We start from the raw sequence: 20,973 nt of genomic DNA, 5'->3' as shown, positions 1-20,973 counted from the left end.
ACTACCGTTCGGATTTACCAAGAATTCCATATTTGCAAGTTCCGGCATTGACTTAACTTCCGATAGATCCACAGGCGAAGCTAATGTCTCTATCTTCCGGAAACAAATTCTTTCACCATCACTTTCCTTTGAGATAACTGCCAATCCGGAAATCTGTTTGGTAGGATTTGCTTCATAACAAATCACCTTATCTCCTACTCGTGCATCCAGAAAATGCTGGAATACCCGTCGCTTATTCCCCGCTGTATTATAAAGAGTGTAGTCCTGTTCTTCACCGACCATCCAGCCTGTCATACTCCAGATTTTCGGATTGGCACATAGCCACCAATAATTAGAGGCCGTTTCAGGTTCCGTTCTACTTTCCAGCATCTTATTTAAATTTTCTACATAATTCGCATAAGACGTCACATTTGTCAACGTCTTCATTGCAAGAGGTTCCTTTAAAGTCCATTCCCCCACTTTGTCCCATTTTACACTTCTGACATGTCTGTATTCATCTCGGCTCTTGTCATATTCATAATCGCCTGTGACTATTCCCCGCCCGATAATACACCCCCGGCCTTTCTTGGCAAACACCACATCGCCTATATTCATTTCACTGGTAAATTCCCAGGTAGCCAGACTATCATTCCTGTAATCCTTTTCTTCGCCGTATAATTCCTTCATCCGGGTCCTCATATCTTCACGGGTCTCATACAAATCAAAATCACCCATATCATCCCAGCCTAGATACATCTTATTCTTGGCTACACACTCATCCCATTTACGGGCTCCTTCTCCAGGGGAATAAATCCAAGTTTGCACCTTCGTTCCTGGTTCTGGCAACATTTTCGGTTCCGGGTGATAATACCGACCAACAAAATACGCCAAATCCACAACAGCAGTTCTCAGATTTTTATCGGGATAACAATCTTCGGTCAAAACATTATCCAACATTTTTCTGATATCAGCATCCTTCTGCAACACCTTAGCAATCTCATCATATAATTTAAAGACCTCACTCACTTCCTCTGCTCCACTTCCCTTCTTAAGTACCATTGAAGGCATCAGCTCCCTCACCATTTTCCGTGCACAAGAATACTTATAGATATAATATTTATCCGGATATCGAAGCCAAAGGTATGTGGTAATTGCATTTAACGTCTGATAATGTTGCTTACCCTTCCCCCATAGCCTCAATAACTCATCTGCATTTTTTCGAAACTGATTTATCCGAAAGACAACATTCTGATTCTCATCAAATAGCTCTCTAAACATTTCGCGTACTTTTGTTTCATCTAACTCACAAAACTCTTCTAACATATTCCTCGGATAATTATTCATTAAAGTCAGCAAATTTTCCGTCTTACTTAATGCCTGTTTCAGCATACCCTTAAAATTAACAGCTTCAATGTCCCAGTAAGCAAGGAAACACCTTACAGCTTTCCATTTGTAAAGTTCAATAGAAAAATACTCTTTAAAATAGACTTTATACGCTTCAATGATTTTAGCAAGATTGCTTGAACTTATGTTTATCATAATTACTAGGCCTTTAATCCATTACTCTCAGAAATTCTCAAGTCAATATATTCTCCCGAAATTCAGGAACAAAGCAAGCTCCATTGATCTCCCAATAGCAGATTCAAGAAAAACATTCCAGATATACGGTGTAAAATATTCATGATTCAGAATCTATTTTTGCGAATTTAAAGAATAAAAAGCAAATACCCAAACTATTTCTTCTTCTCCGGTTACATACTGGTAAAGAAAGACTTTTGTTGACATTCTAATTTTGCTTATTAAACGCCGATTCATAGCCATAGGAAAGACATATCACATTTGTCAGCCTTATGAACTCCATTTCAATTTGTCATTATGTTAATTCCACCCTTCTAAATATCCCCTATTCATAGAACTTTATTACACATGTTACATATTTTGAATTCTCACAAGTCCGCGAAATATCATTCAGACATATAAAATACAAAATCCGCAACATGCAGATTACAAAAGCCTGCCTTATCAAAACCAGAACAATACATTTTCGCGTAAAAAGCAGAAACAGGAACACTGATTTGGAGTCTGTTTTTTCCCGCTTCCAGCTTTAAAATCCCTTTATTTCAGCTTCCCTCAAAAATGTCGAAGCGTTTTATCCAATATAACGAAAGGGTTATGTAAAACAATTAGGCGCATAGCCACATTTATCTCAGCGTTTTTCATCAAAAGATTCGGCTCGTTACGTTAATAAAGGACTATGATTTAACACAGGAAAAGATTATAACTGTCTTTTTCATCATTTCAAATAAAAGAGCATTAACCTTTTCATCCCGAACGAAGAATCCAAGAGAAATCAAAGTCAGCATTTTTACCTGCATCATCAAATAATGTCAAATTTTCGCTCTCATTTATAGCAAAATAACATTAGTATAACCAACTATTTCTATACTACTTTCAGATATCGCGGCATCACAGGTTTCTCCAGTTTTCAAGTGATGTTCACAGGAAAATCACCATGTGAGGAAACATAATCTACCAGACTATATTCGTCTTTCTTTAACATTGCTTGCTGATTTCAGAATTTCATGCTCCCCTTTTCTTAATCTCCTTCACCACTTCCACATCTGCCGGAAGCCACGCCACACGATCCAGTTCGTCCGCACCCAGCCAGGCAGCACTCTCATGCTCCTTCAGTACCAGACTGCCCGAAACTACGGTACACAGATAACAATGCATCGTAAGGTGGAACGAAGGATAGTCACACTCCACCGTCGTGAGAAAGGCATCCACCCGGATATCCGTATCGAGTTCCTCGCGGATTTCACGCATCAGAGCCTCTTCCCGGCTCTCACCCGGCTCCATCTTTCCACCGGGAAATTCCCAGTAGTCCTTAAACTCGCCGTAACCGCGCTGGGTAGCGAAATACTTCCCGTCGCGGCTCATCACCGCAGCTACAACTTCGATGCGTTTCCTCACCTCACGGCTTTCTCCTTCTCCCGCAATGCTCCAGAATGGGACAGACTTCGCATCGGCAAATTCCTTCATCCGCCAGGCTGACTCGAAACCGCTGGCCACAAAGTGCATGGGAACGAAAAGTCCGACCTGAAACCTGTCAAGAAACTGACGGGCTCCGCGGGTATATCCGTTGCCGATGCGGCCGTCCACGGGAAACATCACCACATCGAAACGGCCGGCAAGTTTACGGATATCTTTCAGCTCGCCCAGAAAACGCTTTTCTTCCCTGGCCGGATCAATATCAACGCCGAAATCGGGACTATAAACCAGCCCTCCCTGATAGTCGTCGGTCAAAAAACGGGCATACCAGTTGTTCAGGTCGCCGGCATGAAAAAGACGCATGCCGCCGGTTTCCACCACCCACGACACACCGCTATCGTTACTTCCCGTAGCCGTCACGCGGAGATGTTCGTTTTCCCACACGGCTCCTTTGCCCAGCCAGGCATCAGCTTCTTCCTTTCCGGCCCGTCGGTGCTTCAGAATGTCTTTCGAAAGAATGTAGCACACGTTTGCTTTCCGGGTTCGCCAGGAAAAGATCTCCCGGTTGAAATGATCTTCGTGGAAATGGCTGGAAAAGACATACAGAGGCTTCGATGACTCCAGGTACCGGGACATGGCACCCGCCGGATCCATCCAGTAATCAAACACGAGAATGCAGCGGTCAGTCTCGAACACGAAACCGCTATGAAACAGATAGGTAAGTTGCATAAGCTGACTGTTTTTTATTCTTCCATGCGTCCATATTTCATTTCTTCCCCCTGCTTGTCATATTGCTTGCGCTTACCCACAGGAGGATCTGTAAGCGTGATACGCACCACCGCCGTACGATGAAGACTCCGGCGAACCGCATCATCGAATGCATCCATGTGTTGCGGCAGGAAACGCTGGCTGATGATACGGAGAGCTTCAATCTTTTCCGCATCCCCGGTCACCAGTTCCGCTCTTCCGAACGCAATAGCCGAACGATACTGGAGAGTGAACGATCCGTCTTTGGGCCCTACCGTAGGAGCACACTTCGTTACGGCCGACAGACATACTTCCGGATGAACGGCAAGAGCATCCAGCTTGTCCCCTTCCGGAGCACAATGGAAATACCAGATGCGGCCGTCCGCACTTGCCAGTGAAAGAGGTACCCCATAAGCCGTTCCGTCAGGCCGGGTGAAACTGACCGTTATATAAGGAGCCTTGCGCATGACTTCCAGCGCCCAGGCACTGTCCATTTCTCTACTTACTTTTCGCATATCACCGTCTTTTGAGAGTTATTACAATACAAAGGTACAATGCGGCCGGGAAAAATCATACAGAAGGGAAAGAAAACACGCATCAGGAAAACACTTTCCCCCACAGGGAAAACGATATTTTCTTCCTGCGAAAAATAATTTCCGGAAGAAACTTCTTTCCGTTAACAGATTTTTGCATAAACCCGGCCTTTCATTTTTGGCGGACCGAAAACGAGCAAGTATCTTTGTGAACACGAAAAAGAAGCGACCATGGAAAAAGACAAAAAACAAGTTCAGACGAAAAACAATCGCAAAGAGTATACACAGGCCAATCTCAACTGGCTGGCCAGCAAGAGCAAAGAAACGGGAGTCAGTCCGCTCCCGAAAGGGATCTGTTACAAATCACTGGCCGAAGGACGGGCTGACGGCAAACATCCCGGCCCACGAAGCATCGTCACCGTCCACTACACCGGCCGTACCATCGACGGAAGAATATTCGACGACACACGGGGAGGAATCCCGGCTGCCCTCCGGTTGAGTGACCTGATCGACGGATGGATCATCGCACTCCAGCGGATGTGCATAGGCGACCGATGGGAAATCTACATCCCTGCCGAAATGGGATACGGCAAATTCTCCCAGCCGGGTATTCCCGGAGGATCAACACTGATCTTCGACATCGAACTGCTGGGCATCGCCTGAAACATTACCGGGAAGCCGGAGCTCCCAGAAAGCCACGGCCGAAGCAGCCGCCACATTCAGTGAATCCACTCCATGATACATGGGAATACGGGCCACGTAATCAGCCCCGTCAATGGCCGTCTGAGGAAGACCGTCGCCCTCCGTACCCATCACCAGTGCCAGACGGGACTCCTGCTTGAGAAGCGGATAGTCCAACGGCACGGAACGGTCGGTAAGGGCCAGAGCAGCCGTCTTGAATCCAAGCTCTTTCAAGCACTCCAGCGGACGGTCGGCCCATGTCCAGGGAACCAGAAACACGGAACCCATAGACACACGTACAGCCCGCCGGTTCAACGGATCACACGAGTCGGGAGTCAGCAACACGGCATCAATTCCCAAAGCTGCGGCCGACCGGAAAATGGCTCCGATGTTGGTGGTATCCACCACCCCATGAATCACCACGACACGACGGGCATCCTTGCACACCTCTGCCACTTCGCGTACACACGGACGACGCATGGCACAAAGCACTCCCCGCGTCAGGGTATAGCCGGTCAGCCGGGCCAGCAAATCCCGCTCACCGGTGTACACGGGAATATCTCCCACCCTGGCAAGGATATCTGCCGCATCTCCCGTCAGATGCCGGCGCTCACAAAGCAGGGACAAAGGCTCGTAACCGGCATCAAGAGCCACCCGGATCACCTTGGGACTCTCGGCAATGAAAACACCTTTTGCCGGATCGAGCCGGTTGCGCAACTGAGCTTCGGTCAAAGCGCTGAACACATCCACTCCCGGATGGTCCAGCGAAGTTATTTCTATCACAGGCATATATTCACAGAATGTCTCTAAACTTTGCAAAGATACGAAAAAGTTATTCCAACCGGCATACACCTGCTGGTTTTCGGCTTTTCTTTGTTACCTTTGCAAGGCTAATCAAACAAAGAAATACAACATGATACATTTTGACACAGACTATATGGAAGGTGCCCATCCGGAAGTGATACGGCGCCTGACCGAAACCAATCTGGAACAGACCGCAGGATATGGAAATGATCCCTATACCGCCCGTGCAAAGGAACTGATCCGCAAGGCATGCGGACAGCCCGGAGCAGCCGTACATTTCCTGGTAGGAGGTACACAGACCAACGCAACCGTCATCGACGGGCTTCTGGCTCACCACGAAGGAGTTCTGGCCGCAGAAACCGCCCATATCAACGTACACGAATCGGGAGCCATCGAAGCCACCGGCCACAAAGTGATTACCCTGCCCCAGCACGAAGGCAAGCTACGGGCCAACGAGGTGAAAGCCTACATCACCGACTTCTACCGCGACGAAACCTATGAGCACATGGTTGCCCCGGGAATGGTCTACATCTCCCATCCCACCGAATACGGCACACTTTATACGCTCGATGAACTGGAGGATCTGAGCCGCGTATGCCGCGAAGCTCATATTCCGCTTTATATGGACGGAGCACGCCTGGGATACGGACTGGCCTCTCCCGGAACAAACGTCACTCTCAAGGACATTGCACGCCTCTGTGACGCATTCTACATCGGCGGGACCAAAGTCGGAACGCTCTTCGGAGAAGCGGTTGTCGCACCCGACCCGAAACGCTTGCCACACTTCTTCCCACTGATCAAGCAACACGGAGCCTTGCTGGCCAAGGGACGTCTGCTGGGTATCCAGTTTGAAACACTTTTCACCGACGGCCTCTACGAGCGGCTCGGAGCACATGCGGTGCGCCTCGCCCTGAAACTGAAGCAGGCTTTCGTACAGAAAGGATACCGCCTGCATCTCGATTCTCCCACCAACCAGCAATTCGTATGCCTGCCCAATGAGACGATTGACCGCCTTGCACAGGAAGCAACTTTCGAACTCTGGGGACCAAGAGGAGAAACGGAAACCGTCGTACGTTTCGTCACCAGCTGGGCAACCCGTGAAGCAGACGTGGATACACTGATCAGTTTACTCTGAAAAACGATTTCTCCCCTTCTCCTCCCTGAAACAGGAACGGAAAAGGGGATTTCCATATTACGGAAATATTGCACGAAAGAAAAAAACACAGTTCCCGGATAAGAATTAGTTTAATATTATACCAAATAATTCAAAAAACACTATCTTTGCACCCATATTCAAGATTAACAGAAATGAACGAGAAAATTACTTCAAGAGAGTGTATCATGCAGCTGATACGCACCCGTATGGCATCACGTCACGCTATGCAACGCCTGCTACGGAACTCCAATGCAGGGATTACCTTCGAAATGTTACAGATCATGAGTTGTCTCTGGAGCGAACAGGGGGTCACCCAGCAGACTCTGGCAGAACGGACTGCCAAAGACAAAGCCTGCCTGACCAGTCTCATGACAAATCTGGAACGCAAAGGATTGGTCTGCCGGCATGAAAATCCGAAAGACCGGCGCAACAAGCTGGTCTATCTCACCGAAAAAGGAGAAGAATTTCACCAAAGGATTGCCCCGCAACTCAAGGAATATTACGACCGCCTGGAAAGAATCCTGGGAAAAGAACAGATCAAGCTGACCGACAAATTATTAAAGGACTTGCAGCATGCCATTGAGACCTATTGATTTTTTGTCAACATTTTTTCTCTCCTTATGCATTCCGTTTACCACCTATGCCCAGCATGATTCCCTCCGGATCAGTCTGGATGAGTTGTTTGCACGGGGAGCGGAACAGCACCTCCAGCTTCATGCCGATCGTCTGAAAGAGCAGATGGCCGAAGAGCGCATACGCGATGCACGAACCGCCCGGATGCCTGATATCTCCATCGGTCTGAAAGGAGGGGTGCTGGGACAACCTGTCGTATGGCAAAGCGGACTGAATGATCCGACCCGCCCCGACACTCCCGACTGGCAACAGAACTACACCGTCGATTTTACCCAGCCTCTCTATCAGGGAGGAAAAATCAAATATTCCATCCGCAAAGCCGGACTGGAGCAGGACATCGCACGGCTTCAGACTGCAACCGACCGGGCAGACATCAAACTGGAACTGCTCGAGCAATATCTGAACCTGTTCAGCCTCTACAAACAGGACCGGGTACTCAACCGGAACATTGAGGAGTCTGAACGCAGGCTCAAGGACATCTGGCGAATGAAGGAAGAAGGCATTATCACAAACAATGACGTTCTCCGGAGTGAAATGCAACTGACCAACGACCGGCTGGCCGTCACCGAAACCCGAAACAATATCCGGCTGGTATCCCAACGGCTGGACATTCTGCTGGGCATGGACGAAAGATTGCTCCTGATCCCGGATACAACCCTGCTGGAACAGACTTTCCAGGCCGGTACCTACGGAGAGTATGTGGACCGGGCATTCCTTTCCGATCCGGCCATGCAGCTCATCCGGAAACAGACGGAACTGGCCGAAAACAACATTGCACTGACACGGGCCGAACAGCTTCCACGGCTTTCACTAACCGCCTCGAATACCCTGGCCCGACCCGTTTCACGCACCATGGCCGACCTTTATAACAACAACTGGAACATCGGACTCTCACTCTCCTATCCTCTTTCGGCGCTCTACCGCAACCGGCACCGCATGAACGAGGCCCGGCAAAACGTACTTCTGATGCGCAACACCGAAGAACAGAAACGGCAAGACATCCGTATGAAAGTACAGGCAGCCCTGCTCAAGCATCACGAAGCTACCGACCGGGTGGAATCCCTGAAACTCTCGGTAAAACAGGCCGAGGAGAACTACCGGATCATGCGAAACCGCTATATGAACCAGCTGGCCATCCTGACCGATCTGCTTGACGCCGACAACCTGCGGCTCAATGCCGAATTGCAACTCACTACGGCACGCACACAGGTCATTTACACCTATTATGAACTTCAACGGGCCATCGGAAACCTGTAACCCCATTCATACCGTTAACAATCAGAAACCGCCATGTCAGTACTCCATTTGAAATACAAGCGTCTGAAGAGACAAAAACGACGCAACATCATCCTGAACATTGTCTGCCTGCTTATCGCCGGATCAGGACTGGTCTGGACGGCCAACTATTTCTGGCGTTACATCAATTACGAAATCACCAACGATGCTTTCGTCGACCAGTACATCGCACCGGTCAACGTACGGGTGGCCGGATACATTCAGGAAGTGAGATTCCGCGAACATCAGTTCGTACACGAGGGTGACACACTCGTCGTCCTCGACAACCGGGAATACCTGATCCGCCAGAAAGAAGCGGAAGCTTCCCTCCTCGACGCACAGGGATCGCGCGACGTGCTGACTTCCGGCATACGGACTTCTCATACCCGCATCGCCGAACAGGATGCCAACCTGGCCGAAGCCAAAGCCAGACTCTGGCAGACCGAACAGGACTACCGGCGCTATGAACGTCTGCTAAAGGAAGAGTCTGTCCCCGAACAACAATATGACCAGGCCAAGGCCAGTTATGAAGCGGCACGTGCCCACTATGATGCTCTTCTGCGCCAGAAGGAAGCTGCCCACTCCCAGTATGACGAAACCAGCAAGAAGCAGGTCGGAGTGGAAGCCGGGATCCTGCGTGCCGAAGCTGCACTTGACCTTGCCAACCTGAATCTTTCATACACCGTTGTCACCGCTCCGTACAGTGGCTATATGGGACGGCGTACCCTGGAACCGGGACAATATGTCAGCGCCGGACAAACCCTGTCGTACATCGTACGTCAGTCGGGTAAATGGATTACCGCCAATTATCGTGAAACCCAGATAGCGAATATTTACATCGGACAGCCTGTGCGCATCAAAGTAGACGGACTTCCCGGAAAGGTTCTGCACGGACATGTCACCGCTATCTCCGAAGCAACAGGCTCCAAGTACTCGCTGGTTCCCACGGACAACTCGGCCGGCAACTTCGTGAAAGTGCAACAACGCATCCCCGTGCGCATCGATCTGGATGAAGCCGACGAAAAATACATGAGCCTCCTGCGGGCAGGCATGATGGTCGAAACCGAAGCTCTGAGAAAGAAATGAAAACAGCCCGTGAACTTGAAATACCTGTCCGTACGTGGGTTCCCGACCGGATAGCCGTCGCTACGGTCTTCCTCATCATGCTTCCCATCGCCATGCTGAACGGAACTTACACCGGTAGCATGGTAGAGGTATCGAACACCCTGGGAGTCTATACCGAAGACATTACCATAGGCTATTATGCGGCATCGGCAGGCATGGCCGTATCTTATCCGATTGTTCCCAAGATTCTGGGAGCCTTGTCCGGCAAATCACTCCTGCTGGCCGATCTGGTCCTCCAGTTTTTCCTGAGCTGGTTCTGTGCCCGTCAGGCCAATATCGACCTGCTCATTGCCGCCAGCTTTGTCATCGGATTTCTGAAAGGTTTCCTGATGTTGTGGGTCATCCGGCGCATCAAGTTTATCTTCAGCCCCAAGGATGTGCGAAGTGAATTCTATGCTTATTTTTATCCGCTGGTATTCGGAGGCGGACAACTCTCCATGGTCATTACTGCTCTGTTGGCCTATCATTACGACTGGAAATACATGTATTACTTCATGATGCTGCTCCTGCTCGTGGCTATCCTGGCGGTCATTCTCTTCTTCCGTCATGACCGTCCTTCACGTCCCATCCCCTGGAAAGAACTTCATCCGCGCGAGATGCTCATCATCGCCACCGGTGTTCTGATGCTTATCTACGTCATCACCTACGGCAAAACTCTCGACTGGATGGCTTCCCGACGCATCTGTACCTATATTGTCATCGCTCCTCTGCTCGTGGCAATATTTCTCTGGGAGCAGTTCCACTCAACCCATCCTTTCGTAAGCCTGAAGCCACTCTTCCAGTGGAAAGCCATTCTGGGTTATTTCTACATGATGATGGTTATGTTCTTCAGTACCTCTACCAGCCTGCTCACCAGCTATCTGACCACCATCCTGCGTGTAGACAATACGCATAGCTACACACTCTATATCTGGCTCCTTCCCGGTTATCTGGCCGGAGCTTTCATCTGCTTCTGGTGGTTCCGGTGGCAACGCTGGCGTTTCCGTTTTCTCATTGCCGGCGGTATGGGATGTTTTGCCCTGTTCTTCGGCATGCTTTATTTCGGGATCTCTCCGGACAGTACCTACGAAATGCTCTATCTTCCCATGTTCCTGCGCGGAGTGGGCATGATGGTTCTGATCATTGCTTTCGCTCTTTTTGCCGTGGAAGACCTTCATCCCAAGTATCTGCTTTCCAATGCTTTTTTCCTGATCACTTTCCGATCGGTACTTACACCCGTCATCGCTTCGGCCTTTTATAGCAACACGCTCTACCGCCTCCAGCAGAAATACATGGTGGAGCTCTCGGAAACCCTGACCGCTACGGACCCGCTGGCCGCAACACGCTGGCAATCGACTCTGGGAAGCAGCCTGGCCCAAGGACATGGCATAGATGAAGCCACCCAGCTGGCCAACAATACACTTTACACCATTCTCCAGCAACAGGGTACGCTTCTGGCTTTGAAAGATATCCTGGGATGGCTTTTTGCCGTAACACTGGTCATTGCGGTTGTGTCACGCTTCATTCCGTTCCACAAGACCGTACGTGTTCCGGTCATCAGAACCGGCGAAGATATGATCTGATCCGCTCCGGAACATACGGACATAAAAAATGCACACAGGCATTTGGGAACATCTTTCCTCACGGAAGCCCGCCCCGCCTGTGTGCCGAATTTAATTTAACAAAGGTTTATTTCATCAATTCAGCCAATTTGGCTTTCAATTCATCACCACGCAGGTTGCGGGCAACGATAGTACCTTCCTGATCAACCAGTACGGTAGCCGGAATCGCACGTACGCCATACAGGGCAGCACCTTCACATTGCCATCCCTTCAGGTCAGACATCTGAGCCCAGGTAATGTTCAGATCCTTGATAGCCTTTTTCCAGCTTTCCAGGTTGTTGTCCAGAGATACACCTACGATACCGAATCCTTTAGCCTTGAATTCATTGTAAGCGGCAACAACATTCGGCATTTCCTGACGGCAGGGACCGCACCAGCTTGCCCAGAAGTCGATCAGTGTATATTTGTTCTTGGAGATAAAGTCAGACAATTTCACGCTCTTTCCTTCCGGAGTATTCATTTCAAAATCAATGAACTTCTTGCCTACCGCGGTCTTGGCTACCGTAGCGGCATGTTCCTTCAGAGCTACCACACCTTCATCGTTGGCATAAGCGGCAGGGATCTTGTTCAGAAGCGGTTCTACCTTTTCGATGTCAAATGAAGATGCGAAAGATACGAGCAGATGTACACCTACCGGAGTTTCGATACAGTCAGAGATTGTCTGATAGACTTTGTCCATTCCCTGTTCCTGCTTTTCGTCCAGAAGAGTCATGAGTGAATCACGTTGTTCGGCGGTCAGTGTAGAATCCTGCTGAGCCTTGGTGTAGATAGCTTTCAGCTCTTCTCCGATAGCCTTGTAAGAGGTCATGAAGTTCTGATAGGTATCATTGCAAGGGGTACCTGAAACCTGGCTGTCCTTTTCATTCAAAGCAACTTTGATGTTTCCGTTTTCAACAAACAACAGGGTCAGCATGCGCTTGTCGTTCTTCATGTAAGTTACATAGCTGCTCTTGACGATTGAGTCGGCCTGACCTTTGAATTCAAAGGTACCGTTCTTTACGATAGCAGAATCAATCTTCACCAGGTTGTTGTTTTCAAAGTTCTGCAAATAAACGGTGTCACCATCGGCAACTCCTTCAACGGTTCCCTGAATGGTATAACCAGCCTGTTTCTGGCAGGCAGCCAGTGTCATCATACCGGCAGCCACCCATAAAATACTTTTCTTCATATCAGTTTTTATATAAGGTAAATAATTTTTCCGGGCAAAGATAATCATTTTCTCCGTACGCTAAACGCCAGCAGGCAACAAAATGTGTAGGTCCAGTAAAGCCACGTCTCGGAAATGCCGGCAAATGCGGCCAGTCCGGTATAATCCAGCACGGCAAAAAACTGAACAACAAAGAATAAGGTAACAAATCCCGGAGCAAAATAGGCAAAACACCACGACATGCCGCGGACGATATCCCGGTCGTTCCGATAAAAATCCGTAGCAGATCCGTAAACCAGTCCGGCCAGCACCAGACCGAAAGCTGTCACACACCAGATTCCTTCCGAAAGAGGAGAACCGGACAAATCGCCTGTAATGCTCCTCACCAGTGTCCACGGTCCCCAGGCCAGGAAAGCAAGAAGCAGGACATATACTCCGAGCGAAACGGCCGTCATCCCCAGCGCACGGCGTTCCTTGCGCGACAGGTGGATGCCTTTCCCCAACAAACGGAGGCAGGCTTCCGGGAAACGGGAATGGATGCACAACCCCAGTCCCAGAAAAAGGATCAGCAGACTGGCCAGCATCGGCGCACAAAGATAATTGTCGTCCGTATAACGAAGTGCCCAGCGAAGCCCCTCCGCGCTCAGAAAGTTCTGCACGTCTTCCCAACCGTAAATGCTTCCTACCCACGAGAGGAAAGCAACTCCCACCGTAAGCAGAAAGAATACCGATGCCGGATGAAAGAAACGGATGCTACTCTTCATCGGGTTCCAGATTATCAATATCCAGGATGCGCAACTGGAATGCACGGGTTACCAGCCGGCAGGCATTCACTCCCGTCCGCTCTTCCGGACGGAACAGACGGCTGACCAGATCGTTCTGTCTCTTTTCGATGGACTTGACTCCGAAAGGCATCCCCTTCAGTCCGGTAATCATTTCTTTCGTATATCCCAGAGCCAGATGGCGCAGAAGACGTTCGTCGTATTCGTCTATATCATAATTGATAATTGTCTCCTGTCTGCGCTGACCGGCCAGCACACTTTGTTTGAAACGTTCCACAATCTTCTCCAGAATCGGATAATTGAAGACAAGCTTCTTGCCGTCCATCACCGCCTGTACATCCGTAGCAGTCAGCAATTCCCCGGTCTTCAGGATGATACCGTCGGCTCCGGCCTCCAGTGCATCTACCCACAACTTTTCGTTAAGCACTTCGCCGGTAAAGATCAGCACTTTCAGTTCCGGACGCTCACGGTGCAGGCGGGCACAGATGTCCACTCCGATGGTGGTCGATCCGCCCAGTCCCAGATCCAAGAGAACCAGATCAGGAGTCTGTTGCTGAAGCAGCTCCCAGAATTCAGCCTCGGTCATGGCCGTACCGATCACCTCGGCATTGGGTATTTCGTGACGGAAGATTTCTTCTGTTCCTTTCAGTTCCAGCTTCACATCTTCCACAATAATAACTTTAAACTTTTCCATTTTTATCTTTAAGTTTTTCCTTACTTCCGCAAAGTTAACGGATAATCCGAAGATACATTCTCCCCTTCTCCATTTTTATCTTCTTTCAGTCCCGGTTTTAAGTTCTTTCACTCTTCATCCTTTTCCACCTTCCTATTCCGTACGTTTCAGGGGCAAGGTGAACCAGACCGAAAAGCCTCCGCCTTCAGCCGGCATGGCATTGATACGGCATCCTCTCCGCCCGGCAAACTCATCGTGATCGCGGATAATTTGCTTGCATACCAGATATTCCGTGCCGGCCAATACCTCAGACGAAGCCGACGGACACATGCGTGCCAGATCGGGATAGAACAAACCGTTCAGCACTTCCTGAGTGAAATTGCGCCGACGGTCTATAAAGTCGAAACGTACAAACTCGCCTTCTTTCCGGATCTTCAGTTCCAGCTTTCCCTCCTGAGCATACCGGAGCGACTCATCCACGAGATTTTCCAGCAGGAAACGAAGCAGGATTTCATCACCCGTCACCGACACCGGCTCAGCTTCTGCTTCCAGTTCCACCCTGAAGGCCAGCTTGCGTACGGCCTTTTCCACATACTTCCGCGTAAAACCGGCCAGACGTTCCACCGGTACTTCTGAACGCCGGAAAGTGATTTCTTCCAGTTGCCGGGAAGCACATGAACTTAACAGGGTAAATATATCCTTATAATAATCCACCAGTTCTGCCACGGTGGTAATCTGTTTTCTTTCTTCCGCTTCAGTGATACCCTTATCTGTGTTCAGGCGGTTCACAATCTGCTGGATGCGGTTTGGATAATAAATTGTCTCATGCTTGATGGTAGAAAGGCAATTATCCAGCACCATATTCTGCACATGAAGCATATTCTCTTCATACGCAACCCGGTTGGATTCATCCTGAGCCAGTTCTATATCATGATACTTCCGGCCGACCTGTACCACCGTCGTATGCAAGGCCACCGCCAGATATCCGGCTACCAGTTCCACCAGCAACGGATCTTCTTCCCGGTTATCGCAACGGATCATTTTCAGAGCCAGCACACCCATGCAATGCCGTTCTCCGCCAATCTCTACCCACAAAGGAAGCAAGGTCCATCCCGTCACGTCGTTCCACATCTGCACCTGCTTTTCAAAACAGCGTGCCATACGTTCCCGGACCACCTCATCGCCCTCGCCCCGGTAGAAGGCATAGTTCAGGATATGCGATTCCTCATCATATACCGCCAGAGCCAGCCCCTCCACGGGAACCAGTTCACAGATTTCGTTGAAGACTCCATCCACCAGCCGCTGGGGAATCTCATCCAACGCCTCGGAGTGAATGACCGACCGGGCAAATATTGCCTCGTTCACCGTAAAGACCTGTTCCATCTTGTAGCGGTAATGCAAACGTCTCCGGAAATAAAGCACATAGTAAACCACTCCGCATCCTGCCACCAGCAGGATGAACAAGGTCAGTGCAATCCATTTGTTACCGGCCGATTGCTGCATCTGAATACAATATTGCTCGAGAGAAGTATCCTTGGTGAGCTGCTTGTACAGAGCCGTATAAATCGTATTGTTATACCGGTAACAATGGAAATCCTTGACGGCCAGGGATGCTACGGCCGCTTCATTGCGCACGTCCAGCAAAATAAAGTAGTCCGTATCGAAACGTCCGGCCAGCCAGTCGCGTTCATCTCCTCCCTCGGAAGTATAGAGACGGAGCAGAGGAACCTTCTTTCCGGAATAGGTCCGATAATGAAGATTCATATAATGCAAGGCACTGTCCGCCAGAGAAAGTGCCTCCCAATAGGCTCCCCGGACATTGCATTCATAAACCATATTCGCATAGTCATTGGCTACCCGCAACAGGCTGTCATATCCGGCAATACTGTCCGGAACAGCTTGTCTTTCATCCACCGGAGCGGAATGCATACATCCTCCTCCCAGGAAAGGCATGAGAACCAGCAAACACATTCCCAGCATTCTTCTGACACCCCGGGGTAACCGGAAATAAAAGCGGCTTCCCTTGCCAGGAGAACTTTCCACCCGGAAAAGACAGACTTCGAACACCGGACTCGTCTTCCGGTATTTCTCAATGATTCCCCGGCAATTCATCAGGCCGAAGCCGTGTCCTTTCTGTTTCTTGAGTTCTCCGGCATCAGCGGCCGTAGCCAGACCGATCTGTCCGGAATCGTAGACTTTTTCATCCTGAATCAGACTGACATCTTCCTTCGAAAGTCCCGGACCGTTATCCGTCACGGAGATCTCCACATACGTGTCCGTTTCCGTTGCCGACACCTCAATGCGCCCTCCTTCCTGCGTATATTTACGGGCATTTTCGGTCAAGGTATTGACCATGAAGAGCGTCAGTGCCTTATCCGCCTTCACCACGGCACCGGTTTCGTGCACGATCAGTTCCTGACGTTTCATTTCAAACGTACGGCGGCCTTTGCTGATCATGAGGAACAGCTCATTCAAGGCAAAATTCTCTATATTCAGACTCAGAGCTCCCTGACGCATCTTGATCCAGCGGGCAAGAATCTCATTATATTCATTGATACGGACAATCAGTTCGTCAATGTAACGGAATTTTCCCCGCTTCACTTCTTCCTCACGGGTATAGGAAGCCGATTGCAACTTATGCACCTCATTGGATACCCGGTCAATGTACGGCAAGATCCCCGTCACGATCGACAGACAGGCCTTCTTGAGTTCATTTCTCCGCTTGTTCTCCACCAGATGCTGCTCGTGAATATACCGTTCCTTGTCCAACCGCCTGCGCTCGTCTTCCAGCGAAACCAGATTCAGTCCGTTTTCCAGTGTCCAGCCGAGATAAGGCAAAAGCAGACGGACCAGTGCCTGCTCTTCCTTACGGAGCTTCTGGGGAAGTACCAGCAAGAGCTTGCCGACCGACTCATTCTTTCCGAGCGGAACCAGATCAAAATCCAGCATGATCTTGTTTTCTCCGGAAGCTTCCGTCACATCTCCGGAAGACTCTTCTTTGAACATTTCCTCATCCTCGTCTTCTTCCTTCTGATTCAACAGAATGGAAACCTCATCCACAGGAAAGATGCCGGACAGTCCCTCTTTCAGTATCTGCCGGAGCACCTCCGTCACTTCTCCGATTCCCTGTGCCTTCACCGGAACACCACCGGTAATCCGGTGACAAAGATCCAGTACCATACGCAATTCAGACAGATAAGCCGTATTCCGTTTACGCCACCGGCGGTTCAGGAAAATAAAACAGACAACGAGGAGCAACAAACCGGCAACCACCAGGGCCAGAAGTACATTCAATTGCTTCGATTCACGTTCCAGAACGGCATACCGGCTCTCCAGTTCCTTGTCCTGACGCGCATAATCCAATATGTCCAGATAAATGTTCCGGTTATAGTCCGATTCCGGTTTGCGGTCCATGGCCGCATACGTCCGGCTTAACTGCTCCCTCAGCCGGGCAATCCATTCCGGTACCGTCTTGATACCTTCATCATTGATCCATTTCAGTTCGATGCATTCCGAAGAAAAAGGCACATAGGTGTGCAGACGGTCCGTCGTATCGGCACAATGATAATATTTTTCATGATGCCGGTTGACGAACTCCAGAGCTTCCGCCAGCATCGGCAAAGCCTTGTCCGGCATTCCGGCAAAGTTATAGCAGGTGGCCAGCGTCCGGTACGCTCCCGAAATCTGATACCAGTCACCATATTGCTTGAAAAGGCGCAAAGCCTCCTCCGCATAGCGCAACGGAAGGCTGTCCACAGGCAGGTCATCCTCATTGACCAGCCTCAACAGACCGGGACTTTTGGCCTCCAATAAAGTACGGTTCCTCCTCATGCAAAGCAATTCAGCCATGGCCTGAAGCGAATTTGCCTCGAAATAAATATAGTCTTTCATCCGGCTGACCTGCAAGCACTGTACCAGACATTCAAATTCACCCAAAGTCACTTCATCGGGAGTCGGTGCCTCATACATTCCCCCTGAACCGCGCATATACACATAATACAACCATTGGGAGGTATCAGCCTTCAACGATTCTTCCGAAATGGCCTGAATGGAACGAAGTGCCGCCTCATCCTGCTGGAGGTAATAATAATACACTCCTGAAACGATATAAAATTCCGAAAGTGCATAATTGAACCGGCGGTTCAGCCGCTCATCCGCCAGTGCCTCATCGTATTCCCGGATCCGCCTGATCCTTCGCAGAGCATTGTTGCGATAATCATAAAATTCCTTGTTCAGGGAAGTACGCTGGCAGACTCTCATCATGCCCACATCAGCAATCAAAGCCTCCACTTCATTCTCGCTTGCCACTTCCGCCCTGCGATATAATCGCGAAGCCTGTTCAAAGTCCATCCGCATAAAGGCACAGAAAGCCATATTGTTCAAGGCTTCTGCACGTTGGGCGGGATGTCCTTCGGCAAAGGAATAGGCTTTTCCTGCCGCCCGGGCAGAAGCGGTCAGATCTTTATACCTTAGTTCATAGGAAAGCGTGTTCAGTGAATCGGCCTCTGCCGAATGATTCTCACGGCCGCCGGCTTTGCCGCACGAGGACAGAAGCAGTCCTATTCCGAGGACTACTCCGCTTACATATCCGAAGAAAACCTTTCTGTTCATTCCCATATTCAGAAAAACAATGCCGGCATATACATATAATAAAGACTGCATCACAACCGGTATGATACCGGAAACGATGCAGTCCTCACTTTAAAGCGTTGGACAAAGTCTTATTTTTTTGATTCTTCCAAAGAAACTTTTCTAAATTCTTTCAACACTTTTTCCAGTTCCAAAGAAGCCTTACGTGCACGTGTTCCAGCTGCCTTGTTTCCTTTTTCTGCCTGCAAAGCTGCATCTTCCAGCAAGCTATTGCTCAGTTCTTTAATTTTAGCAATTAATTCGTTCATAATTCAGATGTTAATATATTAAACATGCCCAAATGTAATACAAATCCGCTAATCTGATACAAACGGCTGTTCTTCTTAATATCTTTTAACACAAAAAGGCAGTTTTTCCCGACTGAATCCTAAGAGATTATACATCCGTACTAAAATTTAAGGAATCAAATCGTTAGATGTTTCTTCAGAGCGTTCCTCACGAACCTGAAGCAACAGCACCCGGCGCGTTTGCCCGGTTACCCGGAAACGCTGGTCGATGCGTTCATTGACCAGCCAGACAATCTCCCCGCCTGAAACCACCACCTGTTGCTTTTCTTTCTCAAAAAGAGACATTTTCCGGTCACGCAGATAGTCGCGCACTTTCTTATAATTCTGCATGCCCAACGGAATGAAACGGTCTCCGGAACTCCACACTCTCAGTTCCAGCGGCCACGTAATCCGGTCGGCATCCAGACACGCCACTTCCTTCTCGCGCGGCAACACGGGAAGATCTTCTACCGGAACGATCCGTTCCTGAAGGACAGACAAGATACTTTTCTCCGCATCTGACCGGAGAAACAGATATTTACGGTCGCGCAACAAAGTCCATCCTGCCCCCTGAAACAAACGTCCGGATTCACCGGAAAGGCTACGCAGGATATCCCTGATCTGGGATGCATTGAATCCTTTCCCGTGCAACAGCTCGAACAAAACCGCCTGGGGCGCCACTTCCTTCAGCAGAGCCGGAATGGAGATCCGTTTTCCGTCCGGACAAACCCGACAACAGGCTTCCTGCATGGCATGCCGGTAAATCTCTGCCACATCATCCAGACGGGAAGCCGTTTCGGCGATCGATTCAGCAACCGAAGGGTTGATTTCACGCAAAGCCGGAAGCACATTCAGACGGATTTTATTGCGTGCATAAGCATCTTCCAGATTGGTACTGTCCGTTACATAAGGCTGTCCCAGCCGATCCAGATAAGTCAGAATGGCTTCCCGACTTACCCCCAGCAAAGGCCGGACAACCGTTCCATTGACCGGTCTGATTCCCCGAAGCCCGTTGATTCCCGTGCCGCGGGTCAAGTTCAGCAACAGCGTTTCCACACTGTCATCCCGATGATGTGCTACGGCTACCACACGGAAACCGCCCTGATCCCGCAACTCTTCAAACCAGCGGTAACGGAGTTCCCGAGCTGCCATTTCGATGGAAATCTTCCGGGAAGCAGCATATGCTCCGGTAGAGAAATGAATCACATGAAGAGGTATCTGCCTTCTCTCGCATAATTGACGGACAAACCGTTCGTCACGGTCGGACTCTTCTCCCCGCAAATGAAAATTGCAATGGGCAGCCTCCAGCCTATACCCCAGCTCCTGCAACACACACAACAAAGCCACCGAGTCAGCTCCCCCGCTCAGTGCCACCAGCACTCTCTCGCCCGAAAGCAATAAGTGCCGTTCTTCAATCCATCGGAAAACTTCTTGTCTAAACATGATGCAAACTTATACTTTTTCCCGGAATAATACGAAAGGTACGGACGAATCTGTGTATCTTTGTCTGCAAATTCTAAACTGATGAATAATGGACGAACTGAATCTTACGACGCCTACCCTGCTTTTCTCAGCCGTATCTCTGATCCTGCTGGCCTATACCAACCGGTTTCTTTCATATGCCCAGCTGGTGCGTACCCTGAAAGAACAATATCTTCAAAATCATTCTGAGATCACAGCGGCTCAGATTGACAACCTGCGCAAACGCCTTTATCTGACACGCAGCATGCAGGTACTGGGTATCTCAAGTCTGTTTTTCTGCGTTGTCGCCATGTTTCTGATCTACATCGGTCTGCACGACCTCTCAGCATATATCTTCGGACTGGCTCTCCTGCTGCTCATCGCTTCCTTGGGAATATCCATCTGGGAAATCCATATTTCCGTCAAGGCACTTGAGATCCATCTGAAAGATATGGAAAACAAATAAAGG

At 49.5% G+C, this 20,973-nt stretch carries 17 protein-coding genes and 1 pseudogene; 7 read left to right on the top strand and 11 right to left on the bottom strand.

From position 1 onward, the window contains the following. From BACCOPRO_RS17960 to BACCOPRO_RS02670, 4 genes and pseudogenes are all read right to left on the bottom strand, one after another. The coding region (locus tag BACCOPRO_RS17960) for a DUF8426 domain-containing protein (protein WP_008140681.1) at positions 1 to 1,518 on the bottom strand (1,518 nt) is incomplete at its 3' end. A 1,041-nt stretch (positions 1,519 to 2,559) separates the two neighbouring features. Next, positions 2,560 to 2,952: a (deoxy)nucleoside triphosphate pyrophosphohydrolase gene (locus BACCOPRO_RS18260; protein ID WP_258460219.1), complete on the bottom strand. Its 393-nt coding sequence runs from the start codon at positions 2,950 to 2,952 to the stop codon at positions 2,560 to 2,562. Further along, a pseudogene (locus tag BACCOPRO_RS18455) lies at positions 2,953 to 3,699 on the bottom strand (MBL fold metallo-hydrolase); the annotation flags it as partial. 14 nt (positions 3,700 to 3,713) lie between these two features. Beyond that, positions 3,714 to 4,232 carry a pyridoxamine 5'-phosphate oxidase family protein gene (locus tag BACCOPRO_RS02670; RefSeq protein WP_008140675.1) on the bottom strand — a complete coding sequence of 173 codons (519 nt, stop codon included), beginning with the start codon at positions 4,230 to 4,232 and terminating at the stop codon, positions 3,714 to 3,716. A 249-nt stretch (positions 4,233 to 4,481) separates the two neighbouring features. Between BACCOPRO_RS02670 and bamJ the strand changes: the two genes are divergently transcribed. Further along, positions 4,482 to 4,913, top strand: coding sequence for a BamJ family beta-barrel-assembly machinery protein (bamJ, locus tag BACCOPRO_RS02665; protein WP_008140673.1), 432 nt, complete (start codon positions 4,482 to 4,484; stop codon positions 4,911 to 4,913). On the opposite strand, the gene BACCOPRO_RS02660 is transcribed toward bamJ, so the two are convergent. Then, positions 4,872 to 5,720 carry a TrmH family RNA methyltransferase gene (locus tag BACCOPRO_RS02660; protein ID WP_008140671.1) on the bottom strand — a complete coding sequence of 283 codons (849 nt, stop codon included), beginning with the start codon at positions 5,718 to 5,720 and terminating at the stop codon, positions 4,872 to 4,874. The two genes, bamJ and BACCOPRO_RS02660, sit on opposite strands and share 42 nt — an antisense overlap. Before the next feature lie 124 nt (positions 5,721 to 5,844). Here BACCOPRO_RS02660 and BACCOPRO_RS02655 point away from each other — a divergent pair, with 124 nt between their 5' ends. The 5 genes from BACCOPRO_RS02655 (at position 5,845) to BACCOPRO_RS02635 (ending at position 11,486) form a co-directional block, all read left to right on the top strand. Further along, positions 5,845 to 6,870: a threonine aldolase family protein gene (locus BACCOPRO_RS02655; protein ID WP_008140669.1), complete on the top strand. Its 1,026-nt coding sequence runs from the start codon at positions 5,845 to 5,847 to the stop codon at positions 6,868 to 6,870. A gap of 173 nt (positions 6,871 to 7,043) precedes the next feature. Further along, complete coding sequence (locus tag BACCOPRO_RS02650) at positions 7,044 to 7,484, top strand: MarR family winged helix-turn-helix transcriptional regulator (RefSeq protein ID WP_008140667.1); 441 nt, start codon at positions 7,044 to 7,046, stop codon at positions 7,482 to 7,484. Beyond that, positions 7,465 to 8,781, top strand: coding sequence for a TolC family protein (locus tag BACCOPRO_RS02645; protein ID WP_008140665.1), 1,317 nt, complete (start codon positions 7,465 to 7,467; stop codon positions 8,779 to 8,781). Before BACCOPRO_RS02650 ends, BACCOPRO_RS02645 begins: the two co-directional genes overlap by 20 nt. Positions 8,782 to 8,814: 33 nt before the next feature. Further along, on the top strand, positions 8,815 to 9,885 hold the full coding sequence (locus BACCOPRO_RS02640) for an HlyD family secretion protein (protein WP_008140663.1): 1,071 nt from the start codon (positions 8,815 to 8,817) through the stop codon (positions 9,883 to 9,885). After that, positions 9,882 to 11,486 (top strand): MFS transporter, encoded by a 1,605-nt coding sequence (locus BACCOPRO_RS02635; protein WP_008140661.1) that lies wholly within the window; start codon positions 9,882 to 9,884, stop codon positions 11,484 to 11,486. Before BACCOPRO_RS02640 ends, BACCOPRO_RS02635 begins: the two co-directional genes overlap by 4 nt. 106 nt (positions 11,487 to 11,592) lie before the next feature. Here the strand turns inward: BACCOPRO_RS02635 and BACCOPRO_RS02630 are convergent, their stop codons facing one another. The 6 genes from BACCOPRO_RS02630 to tilS all read right to left on the bottom strand — a co-directional run bounded on the left by BACCOPRO_RS02630 (position 11,593) and on the right by tilS (position 20,486). Then, the gene (locus BACCOPRO_RS02630) at positions 11,593 to 12,693 is read right to left on the bottom strand and encodes a TlpA disulfide reductase family protein (protein WP_040311113.1); all 1,101 of its coding nucleotides are present in this window, start codon (positions 12,691 to 12,693) and stop codon (positions 11,593 to 11,595) included. 44 nt (positions 12,694 to 12,737) lie between these two features. Further along, positions 12,738 to 13,436 (bottom strand): AbgT family transporter, encoded by a 699-nt coding sequence (locus BACCOPRO_RS02625; RefSeq protein WP_008140656.1) that lies wholly within the window; start codon positions 13,434 to 13,436, stop codon positions 12,738 to 12,740. Next, positions 13,426 to 14,148: a DUF5932 domain-containing protein gene (locus BACCOPRO_RS02620; RefSeq protein ID WP_008140653.1), complete on the bottom strand. Its 723-nt coding sequence runs from the start codon at positions 14,146 to 14,148 to the stop codon at positions 13,426 to 13,428. Before BACCOPRO_RS02620 ends, BACCOPRO_RS02625 begins: the two co-directional genes overlap by 11 nt. A 132-nt stretch (positions 14,149 to 14,280) precedes the next feature. Next, positions 14,281 to 18,738: a DUF5112 domain-containing protein gene (locus tag BACCOPRO_RS02615; RefSeq protein ID WP_155819042.1), complete on the bottom strand. Its 4,458-nt coding sequence runs from the start codon at positions 18,736 to 18,738 to the stop codon at positions 14,281 to 14,283. 110 nt (positions 18,739 to 18,848) lie between these two features. Further along, positions 18,849 to 19,025 (bottom strand): BF3379 family histone-like protein, encoded by a 177-nt coding sequence (locus tag BACCOPRO_RS02610; protein WP_008140650.1) that lies wholly within the window; start codon positions 19,023 to 19,025, stop codon positions 18,849 to 18,851. Positions 19,026 to 19,172: 147 nt separating this feature from the next. Then, complete coding sequence (tilS, locus tag BACCOPRO_RS02605) at positions 19,173 to 20,486, bottom strand: tRNA lysidine(34) synthetase TilS (protein ID WP_008140648.1); 1,314 nt, start codon at positions 20,484 to 20,486, stop codon at positions 19,173 to 19,175. Positions 20,487 to 20,574: 88 nt separating this feature from the next. Here tilS and BACCOPRO_RS02600 point away from each other — a divergent pair, with 88 nt between their 5' ends. After that, the gene (locus BACCOPRO_RS02600; RefSeq protein ID WP_008140646.1) at positions 20,575 to 20,970 is read left to right on the top strand and encodes a DUF2721 domain-containing protein; all 396 of its coding nucleotides are present in this window, start codon (positions 20,575 to 20,577) and stop codon (positions 20,968 to 20,970) included. Positions 20,971 to 20,973 lie beyond the last annotated feature (3 nt).

It is taken from the genome of Phocaeicola coprophilus DSM 18228 = JCM 13818 (assembly GCF_000157915.1).
Lineage (GTDB): Bacteria > Bacteroidota > Bacteroidia > Bacteroidales > Bacteroidaceae > Phocaeicola > Phocaeicola coprophilus.
This window is presented reverse-complemented; position numbering and strand designations above follow the sequence as displayed.

Coding starts and splice junctions, on each gene's coding strand:
- BACCOPRO_RS02670 (WP_008140675.1), bottom strand. CDS start 4,232: ATGCGAAAAGTAAGTAGAGAAATGGACAGTGCCTGGGCGCTGGAAGTC.
- BACCOPRO_RS02625 (WP_008140656.1), bottom strand. CDS start 13,436: ATGAAGAGTAGCATCCGTTTCTTTCATCCGGCATCGGTATTCTTTCTG.
- BACCOPRO_RS02630 (WP_040311113.1), bottom strand. CDS start 12,693: ATGAAGAAAAGTATTTTATGGGTGGCTGCCGGTATGATGACACTGGCT.
- BACCOPRO_RS02600 (WP_008140646.1), top strand. CDS start 20,575: ATGGACGAACTGAATCTTACGACGCCTACCCTGCTTTTCTCAGCCGTA.
- BACCOPRO_RS02645 (WP_008140665.1), top strand. CDS start 7,465: ATGCCATTGAGACCTATTGATTTTTTGTCAACATTTTTTCTCTCCTTA.
- BACCOPRO_RS02635 (WP_008140661.1), top strand. CDS start 9,882: ATGAAAACAGCCCGTGAACTTGAAATACCTGTCCGTACGTGGGTTCCC.
- BACCOPRO_RS02650 (WP_008140667.1), top strand. CDS start 7,044: ATGAACGAGAAAATTACTTCAAGAGAGTGTATCATGCAGCTGATACGC.
- BACCOPRO_RS02660 (WP_008140671.1), bottom strand. CDS start 5,720: ATGCCTGTGATAGAAATAACTTCGCTGGACCATCCGGGAGTGGATGTG.
- BACCOPRO_RS02640 (WP_008140663.1), top strand. CDS start 8,815: ATGTCAGTACTCCATTTGAAATACAAGCGTCTGAAGAGACAAAAACGA.
- BACCOPRO_RS02655 (WP_008140669.1), top strand. CDS start 5,845: ATGATACATTTTGACACAGACTATATGGAAGGTGCCCATCCGGAAGTG.
- BACCOPRO_RS02620 (WP_008140653.1), bottom strand. CDS start 14,148: ATGGAAAAGTTTAAAGTTATTATTGTGGAAGATGTGAAGCTGGAACTG.
- tilS (WP_008140648.1), bottom strand. CDS start 20,486: ATGTTTAGACAAGAAGTTTTCCGATGGATTGAAGAACGGCACTTATTG.
- bamJ (WP_008140673.1), top strand. CDS start 4,482: ATGGAAAAAGACAAAAAACAAGTTCAGACGAAAAACAATCGCAAAGAG.
- BACCOPRO_RS02615 (WP_155819042.1), bottom strand. CDS start 18,738: ATGAACAGAAAGGTTTTCTTCGGATATGTAAGCGGAGTAGTCCTCGGA.
- BACCOPRO_RS02610 (WP_008140650.1), bottom strand. CDS start 19,025: ATGAACGAATTAATTGCTAAAATTAAAGAACTGAGCAATAGCTTGCTG.